Below are 26,995 nucleotides of genomic sequence, written 5' to 3' on the forward strand. Positions count from 1 at the left end.
GATGACGGGGGTCTTCTATTATAATTTCGTACGAACGTTCCAGAGCTCTGGGAAAAAGTAATGATCCAGTACTTTTTTCAAATAACCAACACCTGATGAGCCCCCAGTTCCAGTTTTATGCCCAATGATTCTCTCGACCGTTTTCATATGACGGAAACGCCACTGCTGCATCCAGTCTTCGATATCAACTAACTTTTCGGCTAACTCATATAAATCCCAATACTTTTCAACATTTTGATAGACTTCGATCCAAGCCGCCTCAACACTCTCATTCGCCTCATAAGTCTTTGTATAGTCACGTTCTAATACTTCTTGATTAATGTCAAAACCTGATTTTGCTAAGGCTTCGATTGCTACATCATATAATCCAGGTGCTTCATAAGCCTCTTTTAACATGGCATGAAGTTCAGGGTCCTTTTCGTAAATTTTTAACACGTGAGGCGTTTTATAACCTAAAGCGAATTCAACCATACGATATTGATACGACTGAAAACCAGAGGCCTGACCTAAGTAGTCGCGAAACTCGAGATATTCAGCCGGCGTCATAGTAGCTAACACATCCCATGCCTGTATAATCTGGTTCTGTATTTTAGACACACGCGCTAGCTTTTTAAACGCGCTATCAAAATTTCCGGATTGAATGGCTTCGCTAGCCGCCTGAATTTCATGAATCGTTAACTTCAGCCACAGCTCACTCACCTGATGAATGACGATAAATAACATCTCATCATGGTGACCGGACAATCGATGCTGCGCATTCAATATGGAATCTAAATCTAAATAATCACCATACGTCATTCGCTCTTTAAAATCAGTATGGATTCCTTTTTCATTCTTAAATGTCATACAGTTAGCCCCTACCTTTTTTCTTTTATCTTAACACATAATTCATGGCCAAAATTAAGATGCTATAATAAGATAAACTAAGCATTTGAATTCAACTAATCCCTATTGATAAACTATGATTAGGTTGAATGAAAATTGTAAGGGATGTGAAAACATGCGTGTTGTCAATAATATAGCTGAATTAATCGGAGATACACCACTTGTTAAACTAAATCGACTAAGTCCAGCAAACGGAGCTGACGTCTATTTAAAGCTTGAGATGTTTAATCCAAGCGGAAGTGTTAAAGATCGCGCGGCTTATAACATGATTGTCGAGGCTGAAAAAGAAGGTCTACTAAAAGAAGGTTCAACGATTATCGAGCCAACGAGCGGCAACACAGGCATTGGCCTGGCGATGAATGCGGCTGCACGTGGTTATAAAGCGATTCTAGTGATGCCGGATACGATGACAAAGGAACGCATCAATTTACTAAAAGCTTACGGAGCTGAAGTCGTGTTAACGCCTGGCGATCAAAAATGCCTGGCGCAATTGAAAAAGCCAAACAGCTTTTAAACGAAATTCCAAACAGCTTTATGCCAATGCAATTTGAAAACAAAGCGAATCCAGATGCCCACCGAAACTCCACTGCTAAAGAGATTAAAGAAGCAATGGACTTCTTAGGCAAACCCCTTTCAGCATTTGTAGCAAGTTCAGGAACTGGCGGAACGGTGACAGGCACTGGTGAAGAACTTAAGAAGATTTATCAAGATTTAACGGTTCATGTCGTGGAACCAGCAGGGTCACCTGTCTTATCAGGTGGTAAACCTGGGAAACATAAACTAGTCGGAACAAGCCCAGGCTTTATTCCTGATACACTTAACTTAGATGTTTGCGATGAAATTTTAAAAATTGAAGACGATCAAGCCTATAACGTGACTCGTCGCCTCGCACGTGAAGAAGGTATTCTCGTTGGACCTTCAGGCGGTGCTACGACTTACGCTGCGTTAGAGGTTGCTAAGCGCAAACAACCAGGTGATGTGATTGTCGCCATTGCCCCTGACACAGGTGAACGTTATCTATCTGGTGACTTATTTGATTTTTAATCGGCTAAAATCCACTCTTTTAATGGGAGTGGATTTTTTTATTTGTGAAAAAACTAAAGTTATTTCTAAAAACATCTTGACTTGAGAATGATTATCATTAACAATATAAATTGAAATTGATAATTATTCTCATCCATTACAAATCTAGAAAGGACGTTACTAACATGCATAAAAAATATTATTAATCGGTTCACTTGTATTATTAATGTTTTTCCTAGCTGCTTGTGGCGGGGAACAAAGTGCATCTAAGGATGACGAGCTTAACTTATACACAAGTCGCCATTACGATATTGACGATGAACTTTATAAACAATTTGAAGAGGAAACAGGTATTAAAGTTAATGTCATTGAAGGTAGTGCAGATGAATTAATTGAGCGCATGAAACGTGAAGGTGAACAAACGGCTGATCTTTTCTATACATCAGATGCAGGACGTCTTCATCGAGCTAAAGAAGAAGGCTTATTGCAAAGTGTTGAGAGCGACACTTTAAATAAAAATATACCAGAGAAGTTACGCGACAAAGATCAAGAGTGGTACGGATTAACTAAGCGTGCACGTGTCATTGTCTATCATAAAGATCGCGTTGATCCGAGTGAACTTTCTACTTACGAAGATTTAACTAACTCTAAATGGGAAGACCGAATTTTAATTCGCTCTTCTGAAAACATTTATAACCAATCACTATTAGCTTCATTAATCGAATTAAATGGTCGCGAGGAAGCTAAGGCTTGGGCTGAAGGCATCGTAAATAATATGGCACGTGACCCTCAAGGTGGTGACCGAGACCAAGCGAAAGGTGTTGCAGCTGGCGAAGGTGATATTGCTGTCATGAATACTTATTATTTAGGCGGTATGTTAAATTCAGCTGATGAAGAAGAAGTTAAAGTAGCTGAACAACTAGGTGTCTTCTTCCCTAACCAAGAAACGACAGGAACACACGTAAACGTTAGTGGTATTGCTGTTACTAAGCATGCACAAAACAAAGAAAACGCAATAAAGCTAATTGAATTCCTATCGTCAGAAGACGTTCAAAAACAATTTGCAAGTGCAAACTACGAATACCCAGTTAATCCAAATGTCGAACCTGCTGACACACTTAAGCAATGGGGGAGACTTTAAAGAACAAGATATCAATTTATCAATTTTAGGCGAAAATAACGCTGAAGCAGTCAAGATTTTTAATGAAGTCAATTGGAAATAAGCATCATCAGGTTGTTGTCCTCAACAACCTGATTTTGTCTATTTTATAACAAGTAGTTAAAAACGCTTACTCTAGGCTTTATTTTTTGTAAGATGGATATGGTGATAGAACTAAAGGGCGTGAACACTTTTGAGTTGGATTAGAAATATTAAAAACAACATGAATAGCTGGACGATTTTAAGCATCATATTTGTCAGCCTTATATTACTCCCAAACTTATCCATCATTATTCAATTTTTAGTGAATCAAATGAAAACTGGACTCATATTAGAGAATACATGCTTGGTACTTACATCACGAATTCTCTTACTCTAATTATATTTGTTGGTTTACTGACTGCATTGATTGGTTCAAGTCTCGCATGGATTATTTCAGCTTATGATTTCCCTTTACGAGGCTTTTTTCAGTGGGGATTAATCTTACCACTCGCGATCCCACCTTATATTGGTGCATACACATATCACGGTATCTTGAACTATACAGGCGTCATTCAAACAACTTTAAGAAACCAATTTGATCTCACAGTTAATCAAGATTATTTCAATATTATGAACATGCCTGGGGCTGTTTTTATATTTGTCATGTTCTTATTTCCATATGTATTTACAATCACGAAAGCCTTTCTTGCTCGCCAGTCAACATCTTTAATTGAAAACGCCAGAATCTTAGGTAGTAGCTCTTGGCGAATTTATTTTAAAATCGTCCTTCCAATTACAAGAGCATCGATCGTTGCAGGTGTCAGTTTAGTTATTTTAGAAGTTTTAAATGACTATGGTGTTGTAAAATATTATGGGATTCAAACGTTTACAACTGCCATATTCCAGACCTGGTTTGGATTGGGTGATTTAAACTCAGCGATTAAACTATCAGGCACTCTTATGCTGATCATTTTAGGGTTACTTATATTAGAACGGGTGCTTCGTGGTCGTAAGCGGTTTAGTTTTACAACTACTAAAGTAAAGCTTTTAAAGCCCATTAAGTTAAAAGGGCGACATAAGTGGCTAGCCTTTAGCTATTGCATGGCCATTTTTCTGTTAGCATTTATGATTCCATTTATACAATTAATCGGTTGGAGCTTGTTAACTTACGAACAATTTTTCTCAAGTGAATTATTAACCGTCATTGGAAACACCGTACTTGTGGCATTCACTGGTGCAACACTGATCACAATTATGGCAATTGTTATAAGTAATTTCTCTAGGCTAAATCGCGGTTTAACTGCAAAACTCTTCCCTAAAATTACTATTTTAGGTTATTCTATACCTGGTGCTGTCATCTCAGTTGGAGTTGTCACCTTATTCATAGGGATTGACAAAATAATTTACAATTGGGGATGGACATCATCTTACGTATTAAGTACAAGTGTATTTATGTTAATTTTGCATATATCGTACGTTATCTTGCTGTTGCATATAATTCTGTTGAATCTGGATTTGAACGCATCGGAACGAATTTCACAGAAGCATCTCGTATGCTAGGAAATAGTGTGACACAATCATTTTTTAGAGTAGACATCAAATTAATTCGCGGTGCTATATTCGGAGGATTTATTCTAGCTTTTATAGATATACTAAAAGAACTACCTTTAACTTTAATCTTAAGACCCTTTAACTTTGAAACACTTGCGACAAACGCGTTCAACTATGCCACGAATGAAATGATTCAAAAGGCGGCAGTTCCATCGATTTTAATTATATTGATCAGCGCATTATCAATTTATGTTTTCCATTATGTGTTAGAAAGGGAGTAAACCTATGTTTGTTCATATCCGAGACTTACATTTCCAATATCAAAATACTGATGAGCGAACAATTGACCAGTTTAATTTAACTATTAATCAAGGTGAAATTACGACTATTCTTGGCGAATCTGGCAGCGGTAAAAGTACATTATTAAGATTAATTGCCGGGTTAGAAATGCCAACGAAAGGTAACATTATGGTTGGTGATGACTGCATGTGCAGTCAGTCAAAGTTGTTCAGCCTGAAAAACGTGGAATTGGCATGGTATTTCAAGATTATGCTTTATTCCCACACATGACTGTAAAGGAAAATATACAATTTGGCCTATTAAAGTGGTCACGCAAAGAAAAAAAGGCACGCTTGCAAGAAGTTTTAGAGCTAGTAAACTTAGAAGGCTACGAAAAGCGTTATCCGTATGAATTAAGTGGTGGCCAGCAGCAACGAGTCGCCTTAGCACGTGCACTTGCACCTAAACCTAAATTATTACTCTTTGATGAACCTTTCAGTAATTTAGATGCTGATTTACAAATTAAAATTAGAGAAGAACTACGTAAAATTTTAAAAACAACTGGAGTAACCTCTATTTTTGTAACCCATGACCAGGAAGATGCACAAGCACTAGCAGATCGCATAGTCATTTTAAAAAATGGTCAGATACTGATACAGGAACTCCTGAAGAAATCTTCGGTACAGACTGCGACATTTCTGAGCGATTAGCCGTTAAACCAAGAGTGCTGTCGAAGTTATAACTAAACTCCCTCTCGCTTTAAACAAGCGAGAGTTTTATTTTGCCTACCTCCTCCCCTCTCTCTGGAAATGCGAACAGTTTTCTAGCAGATGCATACAGTTCTCCCTGATATGCGAACAGTTTTCTCCCAAATACGGACAGTTGAACTACAAACGTGAACAGTTCCTGCGAAAATACGAACAGTTTCATCGAAAATGTGGACACTTCGTTCGAAAATGTGGACAATCAATTGATTGAACACGACCCCAAGCTGTCTTAAATCTTTGCTGTTACTCCGCCTAAGCAGGTTATTCGACATCAACTTGGAATTGTGATATTATTTAGCCTAGCGAAATAAACGTGTTCCGAAACATTAGAAAGAAGGGTCTATATAATGGATCAGCATTCACGAGCAAAGCGTAATTTGGCGATCATGTGGTTCGCCAATTTTTTTGTGGCAGGTAGTATGACAATGGTGATGCCGTTCCTCTCACTTTATATCGAGACGTTCGGCAATTTCTCAGATGATTATGTACAAAAATGGGCAGGATATACATTTGGAATTACATTCTTAACCGCGTTCTTAGTATCCCCGCTCTGGGGTCGTATAGGTGACCGTTACGGAAGAAAACCAATCCTAATCATAGCGGCATTTGGTTTAGGTACAAGTGTCTTCCTAATGGGAGAAGTTCAAACGGTCTTTCAATTATTTTTACTAAGATTTGTCATGGGTGTCTTTACTGGGTTTATCCCTTTATCACAGGCGCTCATATCGACTCAAACTGAAAAAGGCATCTCTGGGCGCGTTTTGGGGACGCTACAAACAGGTACCGTCACTGGTACGCTAATGGGACCGATGCTTGGTGGTGTATTAGCCGATACATTTGGTTATGCTCAAGCCTTTCAGTTCACATCAGGTACTATTTTCTTAGCAGGCGTCCTTGTCATCATTGGATTAAAAGAGTTCAAAGTAAAAGATGATGAAAACGAACAAGAAAGTTATTCTAGAAAAGAAGTAGTAACTTTTATTTTAAAACAACCGATGCTAATTTCAGTCATCATTCTATCAATGTTTATCCAAGTGGCTCACTTCGCGGTGCAGCCGATTCTAGCACTGTATGTCAGTGAATTAAATGGTCCGGAAAACTTAGCATTCATTTCAGGAATCGCATTTTCCATAACTGGACTTGGTAACTTACTTATGACGAGACGCTGGGGCCGTATTGCCGATAAAGTCGGTTATGAAAAGATCCTAATTGCATTGCTCTTAGCAGCTGGATTAGTTTATTTACCTGGTGCGTTCGTTACTGAAGTATGGCAGCTTGTTATTGTGAGATTCTTGCTCGGAGTCACACTCGGCGGAATTATTCCGGTTAGAATGGCATACATTCGCCAGGTCGCACCAATTAACATGCAAGGTGAAGTGATGGGTTACAATACAAGCCTCCGATTCTTAGGTAACATGCTCGGACCTGTCTTAGGCGGAGTGGTGGCTGGTTTTTACAACATTTCATCTGTCTTTATCATGACAAGTGCAATGCTATTTGCCTGTGGTCTTATTCTCTTTTTCATCAAATTCAGAGAAGATCATGCAGAATCATCGGTTCGTTCTAGGACCAAGCATTCTACGTCTTAAAAATTTACTAATATAACTTATTTGTCATAAGTATGAAATTGTCTTAAAATACAAACAGGAACTAAGAAAGTGAGGGAGTCTCCATGAAAAAAGCGTTAGTATTAGCTGGCTCTGACACCAGTGGTGGAGCAGGCATTCAAGCAGATATTAAAACATCTCAAGAAATTGGCATCTATCCGATGACAGCTTTAACAACGATTGTTGCACAAAACCCATCGACAAGCTGGGCGCATGATGTGTATCCAATCGAGCTTGATACAGTAAAAGCACAACTGCACACGATTCTAGATGGTGTAGGTGTTGATATTATGAAGACAGGTATGCTTCCAACAGCGGAAGTGATCAAACTTGCGGCTGAGGTGATTGAGAAGCATAACTTACCGGCTGTTATTGACCCTGTTTTAGTGTGTAAAGGTCAGGACGAAGCTCTACATCCTGAAAACTCTGAAGCATTACGTGATGTTTTAGTACCAAAAGCACTAGTGACAACGCCTAACTTATTTGAAGCAGGACAGCTGGCAGGTATGTCGAACATCACAACCGTAGACGAAATGAAAGAAGCTGCTAAACGTATTTACGAACTAGGCGCTAAAAACGTCATCGTCAAAGGCGGTTCAGAAGTTGAAGGCGACAAAGCTGTTGATGTATTTTATGCTGGGGATGAGTTCATCTTAATTGAAACAGATGCCATCGACACAACTTACACACACGGTGCAGGCTGCACATTTGCATCTGCGATTACGGCTTATATCGCCAAAGGGCAAGAGCCTTTAGAAGCCATTAAATCAGCTAAAACATTTATTACAAATGCGATTGAAGGCGCATCAGAATTAAATCAATATGTAGGTTCGGTTAATCAATTTGCGAATCGCCATAACCACGTTAATGTCTAAAACTGGGAGGTCGGCTTGTGCCGATTTCTCGGTTTTTTTTAATACACAAAACCATTGAGAGGAGAATGCTAAATGGCTAATAAAATGAATGTTGAAAGCTTTAACTTAGACCATACAAAAGTCAAAGCACCTTATGTTCGCTTAGTTGGTGTTACGGAAGGCCCAAACGGAGACAAAATCCATAAATATGACATCCGTTTTAAACAACCCAATAAAGCGCACATGGACATGGATGCCCTACATTCTATCGAACATTTAATGGCCGAAAATATTCGTAATCACTTAGATCATGTCGTTGATATAAGTCCAATGGGTTGTCAGACTGGGTTTTATCTAGCCGTATTAAATCATGATGATTATGATGAAATTTTGAATGCATTAGAGCAAACGTTTAAAGACGTTTTAGCTGCTGATGAAGTACCAGCCTGTAATGAAGTTCAGTGCGGATGGGCCGCAAACCATAGTCTAGAAGGTGCTAAACAGCTCGCTCAAGAAATGTTAGATCAACGAAGCGATTGGGAACAAGTCTTCGGAGATGACTAAAAACTCGAGCCGTGATGCTTAACATCACGGCTCATTTATTTAGATATGTGGATACCGCTTCAATTGGTCTCGTTGATGAATCTCTATTCCCCTAGATAATAAATAAAACGAAAAATGGTAAAAACAAATGCTGCAAGCGGATACCATATAATCCATTCGTAATTATAAAGAAACGATTGCCACTGTCCGATCAACCCTGCCCATTCATTGTTTTAGAAAGGTAAACCTCAGGACCATGCAACCTTAGAATTGTTCCACCTAAAAATAACTTAAAGATCCCTAGCTGACCAATCAGAGTCAGTGTAAGAATCATTTCTTTTACCATCATCGATAAAAGGGTCCCTTTTAGATGAGGGAAAACTTGCTTAGTGGTCACCCACCAAGGACTGGCGCCTAATGACTTAGATGCGGTTATAAACTCGTTCTTTTTCAGTTCAATAGTCTTACTTTTAGTTGCCGAAAACACCCCTGGAATGCCGATTAACACCATTAGGACGGTTTGAAGAGTAGTTAGTTCAAACACGGATAATGTAGAATTAATGGTAATTCCGACTAACACGAAATATAACACTAAAAATTGCGGGATTCCCCCTAACAAACCAAAACCGAACCCTAATTTATTCGATTTAGAATTGTTCAGATTTCCAACTAAAATGCCGAGGCCTCCACCAACGACAACTCTTATAAAGGCTACGAATAAACTAATAAAAATCGTATATTTCGCTCCATACAATAACAACGTCAATATATCATAACCCCACTGATCCGTCCCAAATGGATGCTTAGCTGATGGTGGCGCAGGGTTTGTAACCATTTCATAATCTTCACCTTGTGAGATATACTCTACTTCCATTGTGTAATTATCATCATATGGCGCAATAAATGGTCCGATAATTGCGATGATGATCAGTATTAGAGTTAAGCTTAACCCTGTCCAAAGTCTCCAATTAGTCATTAGCAAAAATCCTTTCGAGAAAACGAATAAATAAGGTTAGACATAGGTATAAAAGCATATAGACAACCATTAATGCGATCAGCGTATTGACCGTTAAATTAAACTGATACGAGTAATTATTAAAAATAAAAGCCGATAAGCCATTGATATTAAACAAATACTCAACTATAAATAGGTTTGACATCATAATCGCAAGTATTTTATGTAAGTCTGCTTTTAAAAATGGCAATACATTTCGGATAACATGGTTGAAGATAATAGGTAACCGCCTTATTCCTTTTGCTTTTGCATTTAAAATGTAGTCTTCTCCCATCACATCAAATGTTCTCTCAGATAAATTACGAATTAGATAAATGAGCGGTATTAAAATCATCACGATTAATGGCAATAGTACAGCTGGTTCTTCAGAAGATTTCGTGGCCACTCTTGATACAGCAACTCCGTATTCCTCGTAAATATAAACAACCACTAGTTGTAAAAAGATAATCATGATGAAGTCTGGAATGACACTCAAAAACCTATTACATCTTTAACCCATTCCTTTTTAGTCAAACTAACCCATATCGATAAGACCAAAGATAATGAAATTGCAATTAAAGCAGCTACTAATAAGTATAAAAATGAGGTCATAAAATGACTTGGTACATCTGCAAAAAAAAGTGCTGAGTCCGATCCTTGCCTTCTGTATATGTAAATGATTCTCCTGACAAAACCCCGTTAAAGTATGCTAACGTTTTATCATAAATGATGGACCATTCAATGAGTAGTGAATCACCGAAAATTGTTACAGTTAACGGTAAGCTAGCTAATATAAAAATGACAGCGCCAACTAAACACAATGTTGAGATCGTTCGATACATGTCTATTCCCCTATAATTTAAAAAGAGCCTGTTGGCCCAATTTGTCTAAATATATTTAATTTTATAATAACATTTATTCATCAAATTGTAAGCGACTTATAGTTATTTTGTAGGATTACTAGTGAATCATACTTCTTGCCTAATGGTAATTTTTAAAACAATTTATAGTAAGTAACAGTATTGAAACTGCATATTTAAACGTGTTTTGAACCACCTTAATAATGTAATCCAAATTATAAAGGAGGAATGACTATGCATCAGCAACAGAACCCAAATAGTCAAATGAAAAACTCAAATCAAATGCCAGCTCAACAAAGCCATTCAGCACATGAAATATACGATGTAAAAGAAGTATTAGGTGGTTTAATCGGTACAATGGAGCACTACAAAATTTACGAACAAGGTATTCAAGATCAAAATTTAAAAACGATCTTAAACAAGCAACATCAACATTTAAAGCAAACCTATAACACACTAGTGGATGCTTACCAATCTGGACAGCGCCCTCCCCAACCGACAACCACTTATAACATGGAATTAAGCAACGATGTTACTTACGGTTTAACTCCAGGTCAACCTAAGTCACCTAAGGAAAACCCTTCACAGCTTAATGATGAATGTTACTCAGGATTTATGTTAGGTCATTTGAAACAGTGTGCATCAGGTGCAACCATGGCAGCTCTTGAAGCAACAAACCCTGTTGTACGTCGTGTGTTACAGGACAGTATTCCTAACATTTGTGAGATGGCATATGAAATTTTCTTATACCAAAATGACAATGGCTATTATCAGGTGGCACAGTTTGATCAACAAACTCAAGATCAACTGCTTAACGGTTTTACTAAAGCATCACAACAACAACATTAGCGTTTTAAAACCCGTCCTATTTGACGGGTTTTTTACATATTCTTAGAAAATAAATTAATTAATTCGATTAATTTTTTGGACAAGGGGTAAATAAAACCAAAGGAAGCTGATTCTAGTGGCAAACAACCAAGGAAAGAGTGGCGAAAACCGCAAAGAGAAAACAAACAAGGAATATGGCCGTCAAGGTAAATACGCAAAAGGAAACAAAGAGAATAGCGATTCAGATGAGTAATTTAAAAAGAAGCATTTGCATCCAGCGCAAATGCTTCTTTTTTTTTGAGAAGGTCTTCTTTACTGTAATCCGACAACTTGAAGATCTTCCGATTGTAAATAATCTAAAATTTGCGGCAAGGCTTCTACCGTATCAGGATTTTCATGTAAAATGTAGATGCCACCTGCAGAATCAACGGTATAAAAATAGTCTAGAATATCTTGGGCTTCAGCTCGATTCCAGTCTTTAGGGTCTCGGTTCCACATGACCATCTTAAGGCCTTGATCTTTCACCACTTCAACGACTTCTTCATCTGCAGAACCAAACGGCGGTCTGAACAACTCTACTTGATGACCGACTAAGCCTTCGAGCCCTGTAACTGCCTCTAACATATCATTTTCTAATAGTTGAGGCGTAAGCTCAGTCAAATTGTTATGTTCATAAGAATGACTGCCCACCATATGCCCTTGGTCCTTGACATAATGAACAATTTCAGGGTGTTCCTCAATTTTCTCACCTATAAAAAAGAATGTCCCAGCTACTCCCCCGTTCTGACAAAATATCAGCAATCACTTTTGTGTACTCCGAAGGACCATCATCAAAGGTTAAGGCTACGTATTGCCTTGGGAGTGATGAAATATAATCTTGATCCACTTTGTACACAGGAAATGACCTTTCCTCATCAGCAGCTAAACTTGACGACAAACTCGTAATACCAATTATTCCAACAATAAATAATGATTTTATCATAATCATGCCTCGCTTTCCAAAAGGCATTTTGAATCGTGTGTCATAATTTATCCAAATCCGATAAAATTATTCATCATAACCCGTTTCAATAGAATTCACTGAATACCAGTGATAAAATTTAAATATATGAATTTTCGCCCGAGAGAGCTATTCTCTCGGGCCTTCTCTATAAATAAGGGGTGATCTGATGCAGCGCGCTTGGATTCAAGTCATTATAGGCGCTTTTTGAAGTTATGTGGGTAATCGGACTTAAACATGCTGATACATTAATTGAATGGCTGATGACCGTTATCGCCATTTTTATAAGCTTTTACTTGCTTATTATGGCCGGCGAAAAGCTACCAGTTGGCACGTCCTATGCCGTATTTGTCGGACTTGGAACAGCTGGTACAGTCGCATCTGATATCTTATTTTTCGACGAGCCCTTTAGCTTTGTTAAAGTCGGCTTTATTGTGCTTTTATTATTTGGAGTCGTGGGTCTTAAACTAGTCACAATTGAACGAGGTGAAACTTAATGTACTGGACATCTTTGATTTTTGCAGGCATCTTTGAAATGTTAGGCGTTTTTAATGATTAATGTTTACCATCAGAAAAAAACATGGTCGTCACTCTTTATGCTTATTTTAGCCTTCTCGTTAAGTTTTGTACTTCTATCCGTTGCCATGACCGTTTTACCTATGGGGACAGCGTATGCAATTTGGACTGGAATTGGCGCTGCTGGTGGAGCCATAGTCGGAATTATCTGGTTTAAAGAACGTGCGACAGTTTTTAGAATATTATTTATTTCAGTTATTATCACAGCGACAGTCGGTTTAAAATTAGTGTCGCCTGCTTAACCATTCAGAATTTAGTTCTGAATGGTTTTTCTTTATCCCCCTTCACCTCCCGCCAAATCAAGGATTTACAATTTCTTAACCTTATCTTTACACTTACTTTACAGACATTTGAAACAATCCCTTTTATGATGAATTTGTAACGAAAAATTAGAACATTCCTAAGGGGGACATTCCAAATGACTAAATGGTCAAAGCTTTTCATTCTATCAATCTTATCTCTAGCATTAGTAGCATTAGCTGCTTGTGGATCCGATGAGGGTTCTATTGAAGCAGCAAGCGGAGACAATAATGAAAAAGGAAGTCAAGAATTAGAAGGTAGTGTTGTCATCGATGGATCTGGAACTGTTTATCCGTTAATGGCAAAAATGGCTGAGGAATACATGATTAATTCACAGCCTAACGTATCAGTTGAAGTAAGTCGTTCTGGTACAAGCGCAGGATTCGAGAGATTTTTAGTCGAAAATGGAACAGATTTTAATGATGCATCCCGTCAAATTAAAGAAGAAGAGAAAGCTAAAGCTAAAGAATTAGGAATTGAGTATAAAGAGTTAAAAGTCGCATTAGATGGTATCTCAATTGTCATCAACCCTGAAAATGATTTCGCAACAGAATTAACTGAACAGCAAGTCAAAGATATCTTCATGGGTAAATATACAAAGTGGTCAGACATTAACCCTGACTGGCCAGATGAAAAGATTCAAACGTATGGCCCTAACGAAAACCATGGAACGTATGAGTTTTTCTACGAAGAAATTCTAGGTGAACAAGACCTAGCATCAAGCATTAATTTACAACAGGAATATTCCACTCTAGTTAAGCTAGTTTCAGAAGACAAAAATGCGATTGGTTTCTTCGGTTTTGGTTACTATGACAACAATAAAGATAAAGTAAAAGCCGTTAAAGTAGACTTTGGTAACGGACCTGTAGCTCCGTCGCTTGAGACAATCGCTGAAGATGGTCCTTATGCAAACTTTACACGTCCAGTATTCACTTATTTAAATGTTAACCACGCAAAAGAGAAGCCTCAAGTACTTGATTATGCCATTTGGTTAATGGAAAAACGTCAATAACTATGCTGGTGAAGTTGGCTTTGCTCCATTGCCAGATGAGGAAACTAAAAACTAGCAAACGAACTTAAAGAATTGAAGTAACCACTAGAATGAGAGCTTCAATGCTCTCATTTTAGTTTGCTTTTTTCCTTGAAAGGAGGAAAAGTTCTTATGACATCACGAAGCGAATCAGTCCAAGACATGATTGAACAAAAACGTAAATCCAAAATTTATCATCACTTTTTGAAAAACTTATTCCATCAATATTATTTCTATTTGCTCTTATTTCTATTTTAACGACCATTGGTATTATTTACACATTACTCAGTGAAACGATTGAGTTTTTCAAAAGGGTTCCTATAACAGAATTCTTCACAGGAACTGTGCTAAAACCTTTAAGTCAGAACCCAGAATTCGGGATTTTGCCTTTAATTAACGGGACGATCATGTCATCCCTCATTGCCATGTTAGTAGCTGGCCCAATTGGCATGATGGCTGCAATCTATTTAAGTGAATACGCATCAGATCGCGTCAGAAGAACATTGAAACCTATGCTAGAAATTTTAGCCGGTATTCCTACAATCGTATATGGGTTTTTCGCCTTTACGTTTGTGACACCTTTACTAAGGTCTATTTGGCCGTCAATTGATGCCACGAATATTTTAAGCCCTGGAATCGTCATGGGTGTCATGATTATTCCAATGATCGCATCCTTATCAGAAGATGCAATGAGTTCAGTACCGAACTCTATTCGCGAAGGTGCTTTTGCATTAGGTGCAACAAAGCTCGAATCGACTTTTAAAGTTGTGATTCCAGCTGCCTTATCTGGTATTATTGCTTCATTTATTTTAGGAATCTCCCGTGCAATCGGAGAGACGATGATTGTCACCATTGCAAGTGGAAGCTCGAAAAACTTTACGTTTGATATTACTCAGTCAATGCAGACAATGACTGCATATATCGTAGAAGTCGCTGGTGGTGAGGCCCCGGCTGGTTCAACTATTTACTTTAGCTTATATGCCGTAGCGATGACCTTGTTTGTTTTCACATTACTCATGAATTTACTAGCACGTTACGTGTCCCGTAAATTTAGGGAGGAATACTAACATGAACTATGTAAACCTAGAGCAAGTTCAAAAGAAAATGAATACACGGATCTTAAAAAATAACATCCTTAAATATATATTCTTTATTGCAACAACGATTGGTTTAGTCGTATTAGCAGCATTAATTATTCAAGTGTTAACACAAGGACTTAGCGCCATTAATATGGACTTCCTAACAGGACGTCTATCTACTGAAGCAAGCCGTGCAGGAATTATGGGAGCAATACTCGGAACCTTTTGGTTAATGGCCGTCGTTATTCCAGTGACTTTAATCGTTGGAATTGGATCAGCTTTATACCTTGAACTTTACTTGAAAAGAGGAAAAACTCAATCGTTGATCCAAACCAATATCGCCAATTTGGCCGGCGTTCCGTCAATCGTCTATGGAATATTAGGATTGACCATTTGTCCGTGCTATGGACTTTGGAAGTATTGTACTTGCAGGTGGCCTGACCCTATCATTGCTCATTTTACCGATTGTCATTGTAGCAGCGCAGGAGTCAATCCGTTCAGTGCCACAGCATTTAATAGAGGCATCGTATGGAATGGGTGCAACTAAATGGCAAACGATCAGACGTATTATTCTACCTGCCGCTTTACCCGGGATGCTAACAGGGGCTATATTAGCCATTTCTCGTGCAATTGGTGAAACAGCGCCGCTAACGGTCATTGGAATTCCAGCACTACTCATTCCGTTTCCGGAGGGTATCTTTGATAAGTTTACAGCATTACCAATGCAAATTTATTACTGGACATTAGATTCAACATTAGTCGATGCTTATGCGAATCTAGCTGCAGCTACGATCATTGTATTACTCGTTCTGTTATTTGCACTAAATTCGATTGCGGTTCTTATTCGTAATAAATTTCAACAGCGTTATTAGAATAATGATTCGCTTTGGTGGACACTTTCATTTTAATAAAAGGAGTGACTCACATGAGTACAGCAACACTTAAAAAGGAACGTATTGAACAGACTCCACAAACTGAACAAAACATCGTTTTTAACTCGAAAAGTTTAAATTTATGGTATGGGGAAACGCATGCATTAAAGGATATTAACCTAGCCATTCCAGAAAAAGAAATTACAGCTATTATTGGACCATCTGGTTGCGGTAAATCAACGTACCTTAAAACATTAAACAGAATGGTCGATTTAGTCCCTTCTGTTAAAACATCTGGAGATATTGAGTATCGTAACCGAAATATTTTAAATAAAGACTTTAAAGTTGAAGAACTTAGAACTCGCGTTGGAATGGTGTTTCAAAAGCCAAATCCTTTTCCGAAGTCCATTTATGAAAATGTAGCATACGGCCCTAAAATACACGGAATTCGAAGTAAAAAATTACTTGATGAGATCGTCGAGAAAAGTCTAAAAGATGCTTATATTTGGGATGAAGTGAAGGATCGTCTTAAGGAAAATGCTTATGGACTTTCAGGTGGTCAGCAACAACGTCTATGTATTGCACGCACGTTAGCTATAGAACCAGACGTCATTTTAATGGATGAACCAACATCTGCTTTAGACCCAATCTCAACATTAAAAGTTGAGGAGCTTGTCCAAAAACTAAAGCAGGACTACAGCATTGTGATTGTCACACACAACATGCAGCAAGCTGCTCGAATTTCTGATAAAACTGCCTTCTTCTTAAACGGAGAAGTTGTAGAATTTAATGAAACAGAAACGTTATTCTCTAACCCAACAGACCAGCGTACGGAAGATTATATAACTGGTCGCTTCGGATAAATCTTATTAATTGAGAGGGGCTTGTACTATGGTAAGAGAGAATTTTGAAGATCAATTAAATGAACTGAAGCAACGTGTGTTTAAGATGAGCGAAATGGCTAAAACGTCTTTAACAAAAGCAACGTACGCTCTTGAACATCAAGATTCTGAGCAAGCTCAAGATGTGATCAATCAAGATGAAAAAATTAATTCTATTGAAGATAATATTAATGATGATGCCATTTGGTTAATTGCACAGCAGCAACCAGTTGCTAAAGACCTTAGAAGACTCGTTATGACATTAAAAGCAACGAATGATATTGAACGAATTGGAGATCTTGCAGTTAATATTTCGAAATCCGTGATCAGGATTGGAAAAGCAGAGCTTCCAGAAGAAAAGCAGCAAGTTCTTCATACGGCATCTGTCGTTAAACAAATGATCGATTTAGTCATAGATGCCTATATGAGCGAAAGTATCGAGTCTGCTTATGAAATTTCAAGAATTGATGATCAAGTGGACCGTGAATATGGAGAATCTGTTGAAAAACTACTGAAGCACATGACGGAACATCCTGATGAAATCAACCCTATCACACAACTCGCCTTTATCAGCCGGTATTTAGAACGTGCAGCAGATCACGTTACAAACATCGCTGAAGGCATCATTTATTTAGTCAAAGGAAAACATGTAGATTTAAATACCTAATCCCCTAATTGATATAGATTACCCCCTAGAAAAACTTGGCTGAAGGCCAAGTTTTTCTTATAAATTTCAGGGTTTGTTTAGTGGTGTAATCGATGGGTATTTGTGATGATACTTGGTGACCCACACCATCCTTGATTGAAGCATTTTCACTAGACAAGTTATCTGTATACTAGACAATTCAAGGGTTTTACTAGACGATTTTGAGAATTTACTAGACAAATTCGAGAAATTACTAGACAAGAATGGGAATTCATTAGACAAAACTGAAATTTTTCTAGAAGATTTTTTCAAATACTAGACAAAACTTAACCCATTAATCATTCAGGCCCCTTCCATCCAGAATCCTAAGCATGTGCTTTTCGATTCTAGATTTTCTTGTTTCTGATTTTTTAGCCTTAGAGAAATAAATGATATAGGCACGCTGCCTTCCTGGTGTTAATGATTCAAAAGCTTCTTTAAAGGCAGGGTTTTCATCAAATTTTAATTGTAGTTCTTCAGGCATCTCATCTTCTCGCCTATTAGGTTTAGGATCAAGTCCAGCTTTTTCATGTTCGATAGCTTCTTCTAAATATGACTTAATAATTGTTTCAATCTGATCTATATTTTGTACATTAGTGAAACGCAGTTGACGCTGTGATTGTGAATGCTCACCTGGTTTAATCAACAAATGATGAGGGTCCTTTAATAGAGTTCCATTGAAAAACATAATGGCACAATAATGTTTGAATCCTTGTATTATAGCGACATTACGGTTGTCCACCATATAACAAGCTTGCGCCACTTGAGCTCTTCCGTTAAACCACAATCTAGCATCATCGATCTTAACTTTTTTATCTCATCACGCCACATATGTACATGGCTTAAATACTCATCAACTTTAGGATCTATACGATTTGTCACGCTAACAGACACCTCACAGTTCAAGTTATTAGCTAGCTAACTTGTGCGACTCACTTCCCTAACTCTGTCTCTTAAAAGTTTTGACTGTTTCTAAATCATTAGAAGTACCAAGCTCAAACTCCTCTTTATACGACTCATGACCTTTACCAGTAATGACAACCCAATCTCCGTCTTCTGCAAATTCAATTGCCCTCTCAATCGCTTTCGTTCGATCGTAGATAACTTCACCTTTTCCATAATTCTGATGGAATTCATTTAAGGTTTCTTCCATTTCTGACATAGTTGAGTTATTTAAGTCATCTAACGTTAGAATATAATAATCACTAACCTTTGCTGATTTATCCATCATGGCCTTCCTTTTCGAAGGGTCACGTGAACCGCGAAAGCCAAAGACATGTATAACTTGATTTGCACCGGCCCCGTGTTTAAACAATGATAAAAACCTTTTGGTGTATGTGCATAGTCGACAACAATCGTTTTATTTCCTGGGAAATTGACAATTTCAAATCGCCCGCTTACATTTTCCACATCATTTAACGCCTTAACAGATTGCGCTCGATTCAATTTAAATATATCCCCAACTAATAAACTAAAAGCAGCATTAAACCGGTTATGCAAACCTGGCATTTTCAAATCCAGTAATACGGTAGAACGATCACTCTTAATTGTTGCACTATGGTGATGAGGGCTAACGATTATATCAGCTACTGAACTGATGCCAACTGAATAAACGTCGGTCCCTTTTTCTTTTAATAAGGCATAAGCTCTCCCGCCCCATTCATCATCAATATTCACGAAAGCCTTTCCATTTGTTTTAATAAACCAAAAATTTTAAATTTAGACTCAAAATATTCAGCCATACTGTAATGATAATCTAAATGTTCTGAATCTAAATTAGTAAAACGGCTGCATCTAACCTAAGCCCTTCAACACGATGCTGTTTTAAAGCATGTGATGAAATTTCAACAATGACCACATCATCTTGGCTTTCATAAAGTAAGTGTTGTAGTGCGGCAGTGCCAGGAGTTGTGTTTTAACTTTTATAAGACGTTCCATTAATGAAATATTCAATCGTTCCAATTAATCCGACTGAATAACCATTAGCTTCGAATACAGCTTTTAGCATATAACTAGTCGTCGTTTTTCCGTTCGTACCCGTAACACCAATTACTTTTTATGAGAAGAAGGGTGATGATAAAACTCACATAACATACGTCCTAAAGCCTCTTTACTATTTTCAACTTGAACATAAGGTACCGTTAGAGTTAAATTGTCTTCACCTACTATAATCTGGGCTCCATTTCGAATAGCCTCATCTATATAAACATGTCCATCATGCGCATAACCTTTGACAGCTACAAACATCGACCCTGGTTTAACTTCTCTTGAATTGTCTGTAATATGATTTATATCTAAATCAGGTAGTTCATTTTTATATAAAACGTTTACCTGTTTTAAAATTTTACTTAAATTCATCGTTGGTTCCCCCAAACTATTCATACCTTAGTCTAGTTTACCCCATATTGCATCAAGAATAACTCAATCAAAAGTACATTTATTTTGTCAATTTCTACCGAAAAATGTTGGATTTAGAAATCTAAATGTACTTCTAATTAAGCAAAAAAAAAAGCTCCGGGTTCCCTCCCGAAGCTTAGAATATTAAGATGTTGCCTGTATAGGCTCATCCATTCTCTTTTGTTTACGCTTTTTCGTTAATAAATAAAAAATCGGTGTATCTAAGACCGCAATACCTAATTTTGATCACATACTGACTTAAAATCATGATCCAAATATTTGGAACAGAACCGATGAAAGCAATCGTGATAAACACGGTTGTATCAATTAGCTGTGACGATGCTGTACTGATATTATTACGAAGCCATTTATGACGAGTATTGGTCAGCTTTTTTAGTTTTGAAAAAATCACAACATCTAAATACTGTGACGTTAAATAAGCTGCTAGCGACGCAATAACGAACCGTGCATTTTGACCTAACAATGTTTCGTAAGCCTGTTGTGATTCCTGAGCAAATGGCGCAGCAGGAAGCATCTGTCCAAAGAGGATCATAACACTGGCAAAGATTTGGGCAATAAACCCAAAAATAATCGTCTGCTTTGCTTGTTCACGCCCATAATTCTCATGCACAATGTCCGTGATTAAAAATGTTACAGCATACACAACGACTGCCGCTGGAATCGTCAAGTTTTCACCTAGCATGACTATTTTCCCTGCAATGACGTTGGCAACCACTAAGCTACTAGCAAAAATAACATTAAGTAAAATTAACTTCTGATCTTTACTCATCATGTTCACGCACCGCTTTAGTCGTTAGTTCAATACCACCACGTGCTGATTGATAAACCGTCACTTCAACGCGTTTAGGCTCTATAGCATAGCTAACATCATCTGCGATTTGTGCTGCTAATGATTCACAGAATGCTCCTTGATCTCTAAATGACCAAAGATAAAACTTTAGCGATTTTGATTCAATACACTTATTTTTCGGCGTATATGTTATTTCAACCCGGCCAAAATCAGGCTGACCCGTTTTCGGACAAACCGCCGTAAACTCCAATGCATTAAATGTAATCTCCTGTACGTTCGGGGCATCAAATGCCTCGTTTTTAAGAATTTCGCGCCCTTCTTCAACGCTATTTGGTCTTGGCATTGGCCCAGACCTTGGTAAATAATAGTTTTCAGACATAAGTCTCATCTCCCTTAGTTTTGATTAAGCAGGATTTTCCGAACTGCTCGTGCCGAAGCACAAGTATATATTATACCAGACAATAAGCCAGTTTTACATAAGAAAAGCGTAGGGCGGTGATTGGGCGCATTACGCTAGATAGTGCTATACAACATAATTTATCAGAACTTAAGTTAAAATTTTATTATCTTACCTTGCAAGAAAAGCCCATTTAACGACCCTAAAATCAGATATATCTACCCCTTTTCAGAATTTATCTACCCAGAAATTTGTCGACGGAGTAAAAAAGCTATTTTATCTACCCTTTAAATGAGTATATCTAACTTTGTTAAGAAAAGCGCACCTTGCGTTAAACCTACATAATAAGCCGAATCATAGAAATTTTTATTCTTCCCTAGCATTTAAAAAAGACGGGGGTGTATCCCCGTCTTAATCAATCAAACCTTTATCCTGTAAAAATTGTTTAGCAACCTCTTCTGGTTTCATATTGTCAATGTCTACTTTAGCATTCATTTCTTGCATTTCCTTTTCAGAAATTTGACCAGCGAGTTCGTTGATGACACCTTTTAGATCTGGATGCTTTTCTAATGTTTCCATTCTAACGAGCGGAACGGCGTCATACTTAGGAAAGAATCCTTTGTCATCAGTTGTTGTCTGCAGATTATAACGTTCAATTCGGCCATCAGTTGTAAAAGCCGGTATAAGATCTACTTCTTTGTTATGAACCGCCTCATACATCACATTCGCATCTAGTGAATCCTTTCGGCTAAATTCAAATGGATACGTTTCAATCATAGCTTCATACCCATCACCTTCTCTTTCATAAAAGGCGTGCGGGGCTCCAAATGACATCTCTTGATTTTTTGATATATCAACTAAATCAGAAAACGTTTCGGCATTATATCCAGCGTCCTGGTGATAAGCTAGCGTATAAGTGTTTTCAAACCCTAATGGCTGAAGCCAAGTCACATTGAATTTTTCTTCATAACCTTCGCGAACCCGCTTCAAAACACTTTCTGATGATTCGCCTTCTTTTGCTTGCTCTTTTAACACAGCTTCAAGTCCTGTCCCCGTATACTCAACATAAACATCAATGTCACCTTTATCAATTGCAGGCGTGATCACTGCTACTTCACCTAAACCTTCTTCATACTGAACATTTTAGGTCTGTGTGAGCTTCAACGTACTGTCCAATAATTTGAGGTAAAATATACTGTTCTGTCCAAGGCTTCCCGCCAATTTTAATGGTTTGCTCATCGCCAGAGCTACTACATGCAGTCACTAAAGCTAACAAAAGGGCCAATATCATTAATACAACTCTTTTTTTACTAAGCATAAACATCCTCCTACTGATCTATTTTCATACCTTTCGGCGTCGTTTTTTTTTTTCTCTAAATACTTTAATATATAATCGAATGCAATTGCTAGAAGTGCAACAGAAATGGCACCAGCTAGGATTAAATTAGGCTTATAACCTTGAAGGCCACGGTAAATAACATCACCTAATCCACCTGCACCCACAAAGGTTGCTAACGTCGCAACTCCAACAGTTAATACCGTCGCAGTTCGGATTCCCGCCATGATAAATGGTAATGCGAGAGGAATTTCAATTTTAAGTAACCGCTGATTTGCTGTCATTCCCATTGCACTAGCGGCTTCAATCATTGCTGGACTCACTCTTGAAATCCCTGTGTAAGTGTTACGCACAATCGGAAGCAGAGCGTACACCGTTAAGGCAATCAAGGCACTATTTGTACCAAGGCCAATAATCGGTACTAAAAATCCAAATAGCGCTAAACTAGGGATTGTTTGTAAAATAGCCGTGATACCAATAATCGGTTCGGCAAAACGCTTGGCTCTCGCAACCCAAATGCCTAATGGTAACGATATTAAACAAGCAATCGAAATAGATACAAATGATAACCATAAGTGCTCAATAAAAGCCGTTTGAATAAGATCACGGCGATCCATAACCGTCATAAAGAATTCATTCATCTAGATCACCTCTTTCTGAGGCCAATGCCTTAATAAAGGCATCTTTCGTTAAATAACCGATGACTTTATTTCCATCCGTAACTTTTGCTACGTCATACTGCTTTTCCACAAAAAGTTCCGTTAATGATTGCAGGGTTTCCGAAGCATCTATTTCGTATTGGTTTCCATCCGGTTGATTTGGGATTAACCAATCTTGATAAAATTTCACTGTTTTATGTGATGTTTTTAGGAATCTAGACATTCGATCTTTCCCAATAAAGGATTTCACAAAATCTGTTTTAGGATTTTGTAAAATATCATCTGGTGTTCCGTACTGCTCAACTTCCCCTTCTTTTAAAATAACAATTCTGTCAGCTATTTTAAGTGCCTCATCCATATCATGTGTCACAAAGACAATCGTCTTTTTTCAGTTGTTTATGTAAAGCTTTAAGCTGATCCTGTAATTGTTCACGGCTAATCGGGTCAAGCGCACTAAATGGCTCGTCCATTAAGATAATCTCTGGGTCACCAACTAATGCCCTAGCAACGCCTACTCTTTGCTGCTGACCACCACTTAGTTCAAGTGGATAGCGATCTCGAAACGTATCTGGTTCTAAATTAACCATTTCCAGCATTTCGTCCACTCGCTCATTTATTTGCTCATCAGACCACTTTAGTAATTTCGGAACGACTGAAATATTCTCAGCAATCGACATATGAGGAAACAATCCGATTTGCTGAATGACATACCCAATCGAACGTCTTAATTCAACGACATCTTGGTCATAAACAGAGACATCCTTGATGAGAATGTCGCCTTCACTTGGGGATATTAAACGATTAATATGCTTCAATAAAGTAGTTTTACCACAACCACTTGGTCCAATGATACACGTCAGTTCACCAGGGTTTAGTTTAAGATCAATTCCTTTTAAAGCCGTCGTGCCATCATCAAATGCTTTAACTAATTGCTTGATTTCAATCAACGATTCTCCCCCCTTAACTGTTACTTACCCTAAACTTTACCATTAAAATCATTAAAAAGAAAAAACGACTCTATTTTAAAGAGTCGCTTTTAGTATGCTTATATAACAATTTTCAATCACTCATCACAAACTTTTTCAATAAATCGTTTTAAAACATGAACCGTCTGGGTGCAGTCATTAAGTGACGACCACTCTTTTGGGTTGTGGCTGATGCCGTCTTTACTTTGTGTGAAAAGCATTGCTGCTGGAACATAACGACCGACTACCATTGCATCATGTCCCGCACCACTAGGCAAGTAGAATGGATCTTGTCCTAATACCTCTTTGGCAGCCTCCCCTGCTTTTGTTGCATATCTTGAGGAATCTCAACTGGGTCGACGCTCATTAGTTCATCAAGATCCACTTTAATATCGTGCTCGCCTGCAACAGCTTCAGCACACTCTTTGACTGAACGGACAATGGCATCTTTCCATTCTTTTTGATGTCCCGAATATCAACTGTGAGCTCTACTTCACCTGGGATAACGTTCACCCCATTAGGTTTAACCTCGAGCTTTCCAACTGTCGCAACGCCAGAGTCACTAACCTGAGGCGGGAAGTCTTTCACTTTTTGGATGAAATCACTCGCGGCAACAAGTGCATCCTGACGGTCATTCATCGGTGTGTTACCAGCATGGCCTGCAGCACCTGTGAATACTACTTTTAGCCAAGTCGGACCAGCGATGCCAGTAACGACACCTGCCGGAAGCCCGGCTTTTTCTAGCCTTTTCCCTTGTTCGATATGGACTTCAATAAATGCATGTACTTGGTCTAAATCCCGTTTGGCACTTGCAACACTCTCTGGAGTTAAGCCTACACCTTTTAGAACTTCTTCGTACGAACGACCTTCATAATCTACTCGCTTGCGTTCTTTTTCCGAATCGATTTCACCTACAAAAGCTTGGCTTCCCGTTAAACCGCCATTAAACCTTGCTCCCTCTTCATCTGAGAAAATGACGATTTCAAAAGGTCGCTTCGGCTGATAACCTTGTTCACGCCACGCGGAGACGACCTCTAAAGCTGAAAGCACCCCTAATGGGCCGTCAAAATGCCCACCGTGAGGCACGCTGTCCACGTGCGATCCAGACAATACCACAGGCAAATCCTCTTGTCCTTCAAGTCTTCCGAATACGTTACCCGCTCCGTCCATCTCTACTTCTAGTCCTTCTTCCTCCATCCACTGCATTACCAGTTTTTTTGCCGCAAGCTCTTCTTGTGAAAATGCAATTCGAAGGCAGCCTCCCTCTTCAGTCCAGCCTGTTTTCGCAAGTTCAGCTAACCGGTGAGCTAGTCTTTCCCCGTTCACACCTGAATGTGTCCATTCATCGTTATACCCGTTCATAAGCTGATCGTAAAAATTCATTATGTGCCTCCTATTTTTCATCTATTTGTTTACTTAAGGTTAATAGGAAGAATAACCCAAAACTTACTAAAAGAATAGTTCCACCCACGATAAAATAGACTGTTACAAAACCGTCTGGTAATCCGAGTGGCCGAGTGTAGTAGATCCACATTCCAGTTGTTAATCCAAACGCTCCTAGAATGGCTGTCCATACGTGAGCCGTTGCTAATTTTGTTTTGACTTTATAAAAGATTTTATAAAATACAGCCCAAGCAAATAAAGAAAGCCAACCCACAACTAAAATGTGCGCGTGAACTGACTTGAACTGCAAATCCATAGACCCTGCCATATGTGAACCAATAAACGCTCCCACGACCGCAAATAAAGCTGAAAACCTTAATAACGTCGTACTATAATTTTGCATCTCCAAAACCCCTTCCAACGTGTTAAACTATGATTAAGTCCATTATGACATAAATATTGGTAGGTGAATGAAGAAATGATTAAACAATCTGTGAAAACCATGTGGGGACAATTTATTGAAACATTAAATCCACAAGAGGCTAAATTTGCGGATTACGAAGCGTGGCCTTTTGGTGATGGACCTGAGCTTGCAGAGGAATTAGCCGGGTTAGTTAAAAGCGGTGATAAAACGGCTACGTGCTCTTTATATCAATCCTATTTAGATGACTTAGAAGAACTACCAAAGGTTGGAGCTTATAACGTCATCACAGACTGGAACGGTAACCCGATCGTCATTACGCGTACAATGAAAGTCGAACTCATACCTTTTAATGAAGTTTCTGAGGAATTCGCTTATAAAGAAGGTGAAGGAGATAAAAGTTATGACTACTGGAGGCGTGAGCACATTAAATTTTTCAACCGTGAACTCGCTGAAAGTGGACGAACGTTTGATGAAAATATGTATGTCGTTTGTGAAGAATTTAAAGTTGTCTATGAGGCTAACCTAATATGCCCTCATAGATTTTACTCACTTTCTCATCGAACTGATCCATTTGAACAATTCTAGCTTCTCTTAAGTATTCCTTGCCATCAACAAACAAGATTAATACAGGCACTGTGAAGATCGAAAACCGTCCCGCTACTTCTGGCACCTCATTGACTTCTATATGTCCAAGTTCAATTTGCGGATAGTTCTCCATTAGATTTTGAACTTGCGGAAGTAAACTATGACATACACTACAACCTTCACGGGAAATATACAAAAAGGATAACTGATGCTCTAATAGTTCATCCACTTCACTTAATTGGTGCAACCTTTTAAACTCACGCATTTAACCACCTCTATAAAG

The 26,995-nt window shown here is 38.2% G+C and carries 26 protein-coding genes and 11 pseudogenes; 17 read left to right on the forward strand and 20 right to left on the reverse strand.

All coding sequences use genetic code 11. The features are described from left to right. Positions 1-18: 18 nt before the first annotated feature. Complete coding sequence (kynA, locus tag JCM13188_RS03870) at positions 19-846, reverse strand: tryptophan 2,3-dioxygenase (RefSeq protein ID WP_054752275.1); 828 nt, start codon at positions 844-846, stop codon at positions 19-21. Positions 847-1,000: 154 nt separating this feature from the next. Between kynA and cysK the strand changes: the two are divergent. The 8 genes and pseudogenes from cysK to JCM13188_RS03905 all read left to right on the forward strand — a co-directional run bounded on the left by cysK (position 1,001) and on the right by JCM13188_RS03905 (position 8,671). Beyond that, positions 1,001-1,929 (forward strand): annotated as a pseudogene (gene cysK / locus JCM13188_RS03875) (cysteine synthase A). 205 nt (positions 1,930-2,134) lie between these two features. After that, a pseudogene (locus JCM13188_RS03880) lies at positions 2,135-3,131 on the forward strand (Fe(3+) ABC transporter substrate-binding protein). Positions 3,132-3,409: 278 nt separating this feature from the next. After that, positions 3,410-4,609 carry an ABC transporter permease gene (locus JCM13188_RS03885; RefSeq protein WP_369404808.1) on the forward strand — a complete coding sequence of 400 codons (1,200 nt, stop codon included), beginning with the start codon at positions 3,410-3,412 and terminating at the stop codon, positions 4,607-4,609. Continuing rightward, positions 4,519-4,881 carry an ABC transporter permease gene (locus JCM13188_RS20330; protein ID WP_369404828.1) on the forward strand — a complete coding sequence of 121 codons (363 nt, stop codon included), beginning with the start codon at positions 4,519-4,521 and terminating at the stop codon, positions 4,879-4,881. Before JCM13188_RS03885 ends, JCM13188_RS20330 begins: the two co-directional genes overlap by 91 nt. Positions 4,882-4,885: 4 nt before the next feature. Further along, positions 4,886-5,621: pseudogene (locus JCM13188_RS03890) on the forward strand (ABC transporter ATP-binding protein). Positions 5,622-5,993: 372 nt separating this feature from the next. Then, positions 5,994-7,235, forward strand: a complete 1,242-nt coding sequence (locus tag JCM13188_RS03895; RefSeq protein ID WP_054752277.1) for an MFS transporter — start codon at positions 5,994-5,996, stop codon at positions 7,233-7,235. 83 nt (positions 7,236-7,318) lie between these two features. Continuing rightward, positions 7,319-8,128 carry a pyridoxine/pyridoxal/pyridoxamine kinase gene (gene pdxK, locus JCM13188_RS03900; RefSeq protein WP_054752279.1) on the forward strand — a complete coding sequence of 270 codons (810 nt, stop codon included), beginning with the start codon at positions 7,319-7,321 and terminating at the stop codon, positions 8,126-8,128. 72 nt (positions 8,129-8,200) lie between these two features. Next, on the forward strand, positions 8,201-8,671 hold the full coding sequence (locus JCM13188_RS03905) for an S-ribosylhomocysteine lyase (protein WP_054752281.1): 471 nt from the start codon (positions 8,201-8,203) through the stop codon (positions 8,669-8,671). A 190-nt stretch (positions 8,672-8,861) separates the two neighbouring features. Here JCM13188_RS03905 and JCM13188_RS03910 read toward each other — a convergent pair whose 3' ends face one another. From JCM13188_RS03910 to JCM13188_RS03920, 3 genes are all read right to left on the reverse strand, one after another. Continuing rightward, the gene (locus JCM13188_RS03910; protein ID WP_054752284.1) at positions 8,862-9,626 is read right to left on the reverse strand and encodes an ABC transporter permease subunit; all 765 of its coding nucleotides are present in this window, start codon (positions 9,624-9,626) and stop codon (positions 8,862-8,864) included. Then, on the reverse strand, positions 9,619-10,140 hold the full coding sequence (locus JCM13188_RS03915; RefSeq protein WP_054752287.1) for an ABC transporter permease subunit: 522 nt from the start codon (positions 10,138-10,140) through the stop codon (positions 9,619-9,621). Before JCM13188_RS03915 ends, JCM13188_RS03910 begins: the two co-directional genes overlap by 8 nt. A gap of 112 nt (positions 10,141-10,252) precedes the next feature. Continuing rightward, positions 10,253-10,486: a hypothetical protein gene (locus JCM13188_RS03920; RefSeq protein ID WP_054752289.1), complete on the reverse strand. Its 234-nt coding sequence runs from the start codon at positions 10,484-10,486 to the stop codon at positions 10,253-10,255. 252 nt (positions 10,487-10,738) lie between these two features. Between JCM13188_RS03920 and JCM13188_RS03925 the strand changes: the two genes are divergently transcribed. Beyond that, positions 10,739-11,353 (forward strand): spore coat protein, encoded by a 615-nt coding sequence (locus JCM13188_RS03925; protein WP_054752291.1) that lies wholly within the window; start codon positions 10,739-10,741, stop codon positions 11,351-11,353. 291 nt (positions 11,354-11,644) lie between these two features. Here the strand turns inward: JCM13188_RS03925 and JCM13188_RS03930 are convergent, their stop codons facing one another. Both JCM13188_RS03930 and JCM13188_RS17840 read right to left on the reverse strand, forming a co-directional pair. Next, the gene (locus JCM13188_RS03930) at positions 11,645-12,133 is read right to left on the reverse strand and encodes a polysaccharide deacetylase family protein (protein WP_054752292.1); all 489 of its coding nucleotides are present in this window, start codon (positions 12,131-12,133) and stop codon (positions 11,645-11,647) included. Further along, positions 12,078-12,314, reverse strand: coding sequence for a polysaccharide deacetylase family protein (locus tag JCM13188_RS17840; RefSeq protein WP_279401358.1), 237 nt, complete (start codon positions 12,312-12,314; stop codon positions 12,078-12,080). The genes JCM13188_RS03930 and JCM13188_RS17840 overlap by 56 nt, the downstream gene beginning before the upstream one ends. Positions 12,315-12,547: 233 nt before the next feature. Between JCM13188_RS17840 and JCM13188_RS03935 the strand changes: the two genes are divergently transcribed. The 7 genes and pseudogenes from JCM13188_RS03935 (at position 12,548) to phoU (ending at position 17,737) form a co-directional block, all read left to right on the forward strand. Continuing rightward, entirely contained in the window at positions 12,548-12,829 is a 282-nt protein-coding gene (locus JCM13188_RS03935; protein WP_439646604.1) for a DMT family transporter, read from the forward strand. After that, a pseudogene (locus JCM13188_RS03940) lies at positions 12,829-13,150 on the forward strand (DMT family transporter). The gene JCM13188_RS03935 and the pseudogene JCM13188_RS03940 overlap by 1 nt, the downstream one beginning before the upstream one ends. A 176-nt stretch (positions 13,151-13,326) precedes the next feature. Beyond that, positions 13,327-14,301: pseudogene (locus JCM13188_RS03945) on the forward strand (PstS family phosphate ABC transporter substrate-binding protein). Between the two features lie 99 nt (positions 14,302-14,400). Beyond that, positions 14,401-15,305, forward strand: a pseudogene (gene pstC / locus JCM13188_RS03950) (phosphate ABC transporter permease subunit PstC). Between the two features lies 1 nt (position 15,306). Beyond that, positions 15,307-16,189 (forward strand): annotated as a pseudogene (gene pstA / locus JCM13188_RS03955) (phosphate ABC transporter permease PstA). 53 nt (positions 16,190-16,242) lie between these two features. After that, positions 16,243-17,052, forward strand: coding sequence for a phosphate ABC transporter ATP-binding protein PstB (pstB, locus tag JCM13188_RS03960; RefSeq protein ID WP_054752295.1), 810 nt, complete (start codon positions 16,243-16,245; stop codon positions 17,050-17,052). 28 nt (positions 17,053-17,080) lie between these two features. After that, positions 17,081-17,737: a phosphate signaling complex protein PhoU gene (gene phoU, locus JCM13188_RS03965; protein WP_054752297.1), complete on the forward strand. Its 657-nt coding sequence runs from the start codon at positions 17,081-17,083 to the stop codon at positions 17,735-17,737. Positions 17,738-18,050: 313 nt separating this feature from the next. Here phoU and JCM13188_RS03970 read toward each other — a convergent pair. The 13 genes and pseudogenes from JCM13188_RS03970 to JCM13188_RS04020 form a co-directional block, all read right to left on the reverse strand. Further along, positions 18,051-18,586, reverse strand: a pseudogene (locus JCM13188_RS03970) (YdeI/OmpD-associated family protein). Between the two features lie 109 nt (positions 18,587-18,695). Continuing rightward, positions 18,696-19,070 (reverse strand): glutamate ligase domain-containing protein, encoded by a 375-nt coding sequence (locus JCM13188_RS03975; protein WP_439646605.1) that lies wholly within the window; start codon positions 19,068-19,070, stop codon positions 18,696-18,698. Then, positions 18,983-19,763 (reverse strand): annotated as a pseudogene (locus tag JCM13188_RS20335) (Mur ligase family protein). The gene JCM13188_RS03975 and the pseudogene JCM13188_RS20335 overlap by 88 nt, the downstream one beginning before the upstream one ends. 41 nt (positions 19,764-19,804) lie before the next feature. Then, entirely contained in the window at positions 19,805-20,113 is a 309-nt protein-coding gene (locus tag JCM13188_RS03985; RefSeq protein ID WP_054752302.1) for a Mur ligase domain-containing protein, read from the reverse strand. Between the two features lie 223 nt (positions 20,114-20,336). Next, entirely contained in the window at positions 20,337-20,945 is a 609-nt protein-coding gene (locus tag JCM13188_RS03990) for a queuosine precursor transporter (protein WP_279401359.1), read from the reverse strand. Beyond that, the gene (gene queF, locus JCM13188_RS03995; RefSeq protein WP_054752305.1) at positions 20,935-21,342 is read right to left on the reverse strand and encodes a preQ(1) synthase; all 408 of its coding nucleotides are present in this window, start codon (positions 21,340-21,342) and stop codon (positions 20,935-20,937) included. The genes JCM13188_RS03990 and queF overlap by 11 nt, the downstream gene beginning before the upstream one ends. A 429-nt stretch (positions 21,343-21,771) precedes the next feature. Then, positions 21,772-22,678: pseudogene (locus JCM13188_RS04000) on the reverse strand (glycine betaine ABC transporter substrate-binding protein). Beyond that, positions 22,651-23,337 (reverse strand): ABC transporter permease, encoded by a 687-nt coding sequence (locus JCM13188_RS04005; protein WP_279401360.1) that lies wholly within the window; start codon positions 23,335-23,337, stop codon positions 22,651-22,653. Before JCM13188_RS04005 ends, JCM13188_RS04000 begins: the two are co-directional and overlap by 28 nt. After that, on the reverse strand, positions 23,330-23,725 hold the full coding sequence (locus JCM13188_RS21680; RefSeq protein ID WP_439646606.1) for a hypothetical protein: 396 nt from the start codon (positions 23,723-23,725) through the stop codon (positions 23,330-23,332). The genes JCM13188_RS04005 and JCM13188_RS21680 overlap by 8 nt, the downstream gene beginning before the upstream one ends. After that, a complete protein-coding gene (locus JCM13188_RS21685; RefSeq protein WP_439646607.1) occupies positions 23,715-24,302 on the reverse strand; it encodes an ATP-binding cassette domain-containing protein in 588 nt (195 codons plus the stop codon). The genes JCM13188_RS21680 and JCM13188_RS21685 overlap by 11 nt, the downstream gene beginning before the upstream one ends. A 116-nt stretch (positions 24,303-24,418) precedes the next feature. Beyond that, a pseudogene (locus JCM13188_RS21690) lies at positions 24,419-24,601 on the reverse strand (M20/M25/M40 family metallo-hydrolase); the annotation flags it as partial. 85 nt (positions 24,602-24,686) lie between these two features. Next, the gene (locus tag JCM13188_RS04015; RefSeq protein ID WP_439646608.1) at positions 24,687-25,703 is read right to left on the reverse strand and encodes a M20 family metallo-hydrolase; all 1,017 of its coding nucleotides are present in this window, start codon (positions 25,701-25,703) and stop codon (positions 24,687-24,689) included. 10 nt (positions 25,704-25,713) lie between these two features. After that, on the reverse strand, positions 25,714-26,106 hold the full coding sequence (locus JCM13188_RS04020) for a hypothetical protein (protein WP_054752307.1): 393 nt from the start codon (positions 26,104-26,106) through the stop codon (positions 25,714-25,716). Positions 26,107-26,181: 75 nt separating this feature from the next. On the opposite strand from JCM13188_RS04020, the gene JCM13188_RS04025 reads away from it, so the two are divergent. Then, positions 26,182-26,712: an ASCH domain-containing protein gene (locus JCM13188_RS04025; protein WP_054752308.1), complete on the forward strand. Its 531-nt coding sequence runs from the start codon at positions 26,182-26,184 to the stop codon at positions 26,710-26,712. Here JCM13188_RS04025 and JCM13188_RS17850 read toward each other — a convergent pair. Continuing rightward, positions 26,645-26,977: a thioredoxin family protein gene (locus JCM13188_RS17850; RefSeq protein ID WP_279401361.1), complete on the reverse strand. Its 333-nt coding sequence runs from the start codon at positions 26,975-26,977 to the stop codon at positions 26,645-26,647. The two genes, JCM13188_RS04025 and JCM13188_RS17850, sit on opposite strands and share 68 nt — an antisense overlap. Between the last annotated feature and the right edge of the window lie 18 nt (positions 26,978-26,995).

Origin of the sequence: Piscibacillus salipiscarius JCM 13188 (assembly GCF_001311865.1) — a bacterium.
Classification (GTDB): domain Bacteria; phylum Bacillota; class Bacilli; order Bacillales; family Alkalibacillaceae; genus Piscibacillus; species Piscibacillus salipiscarius.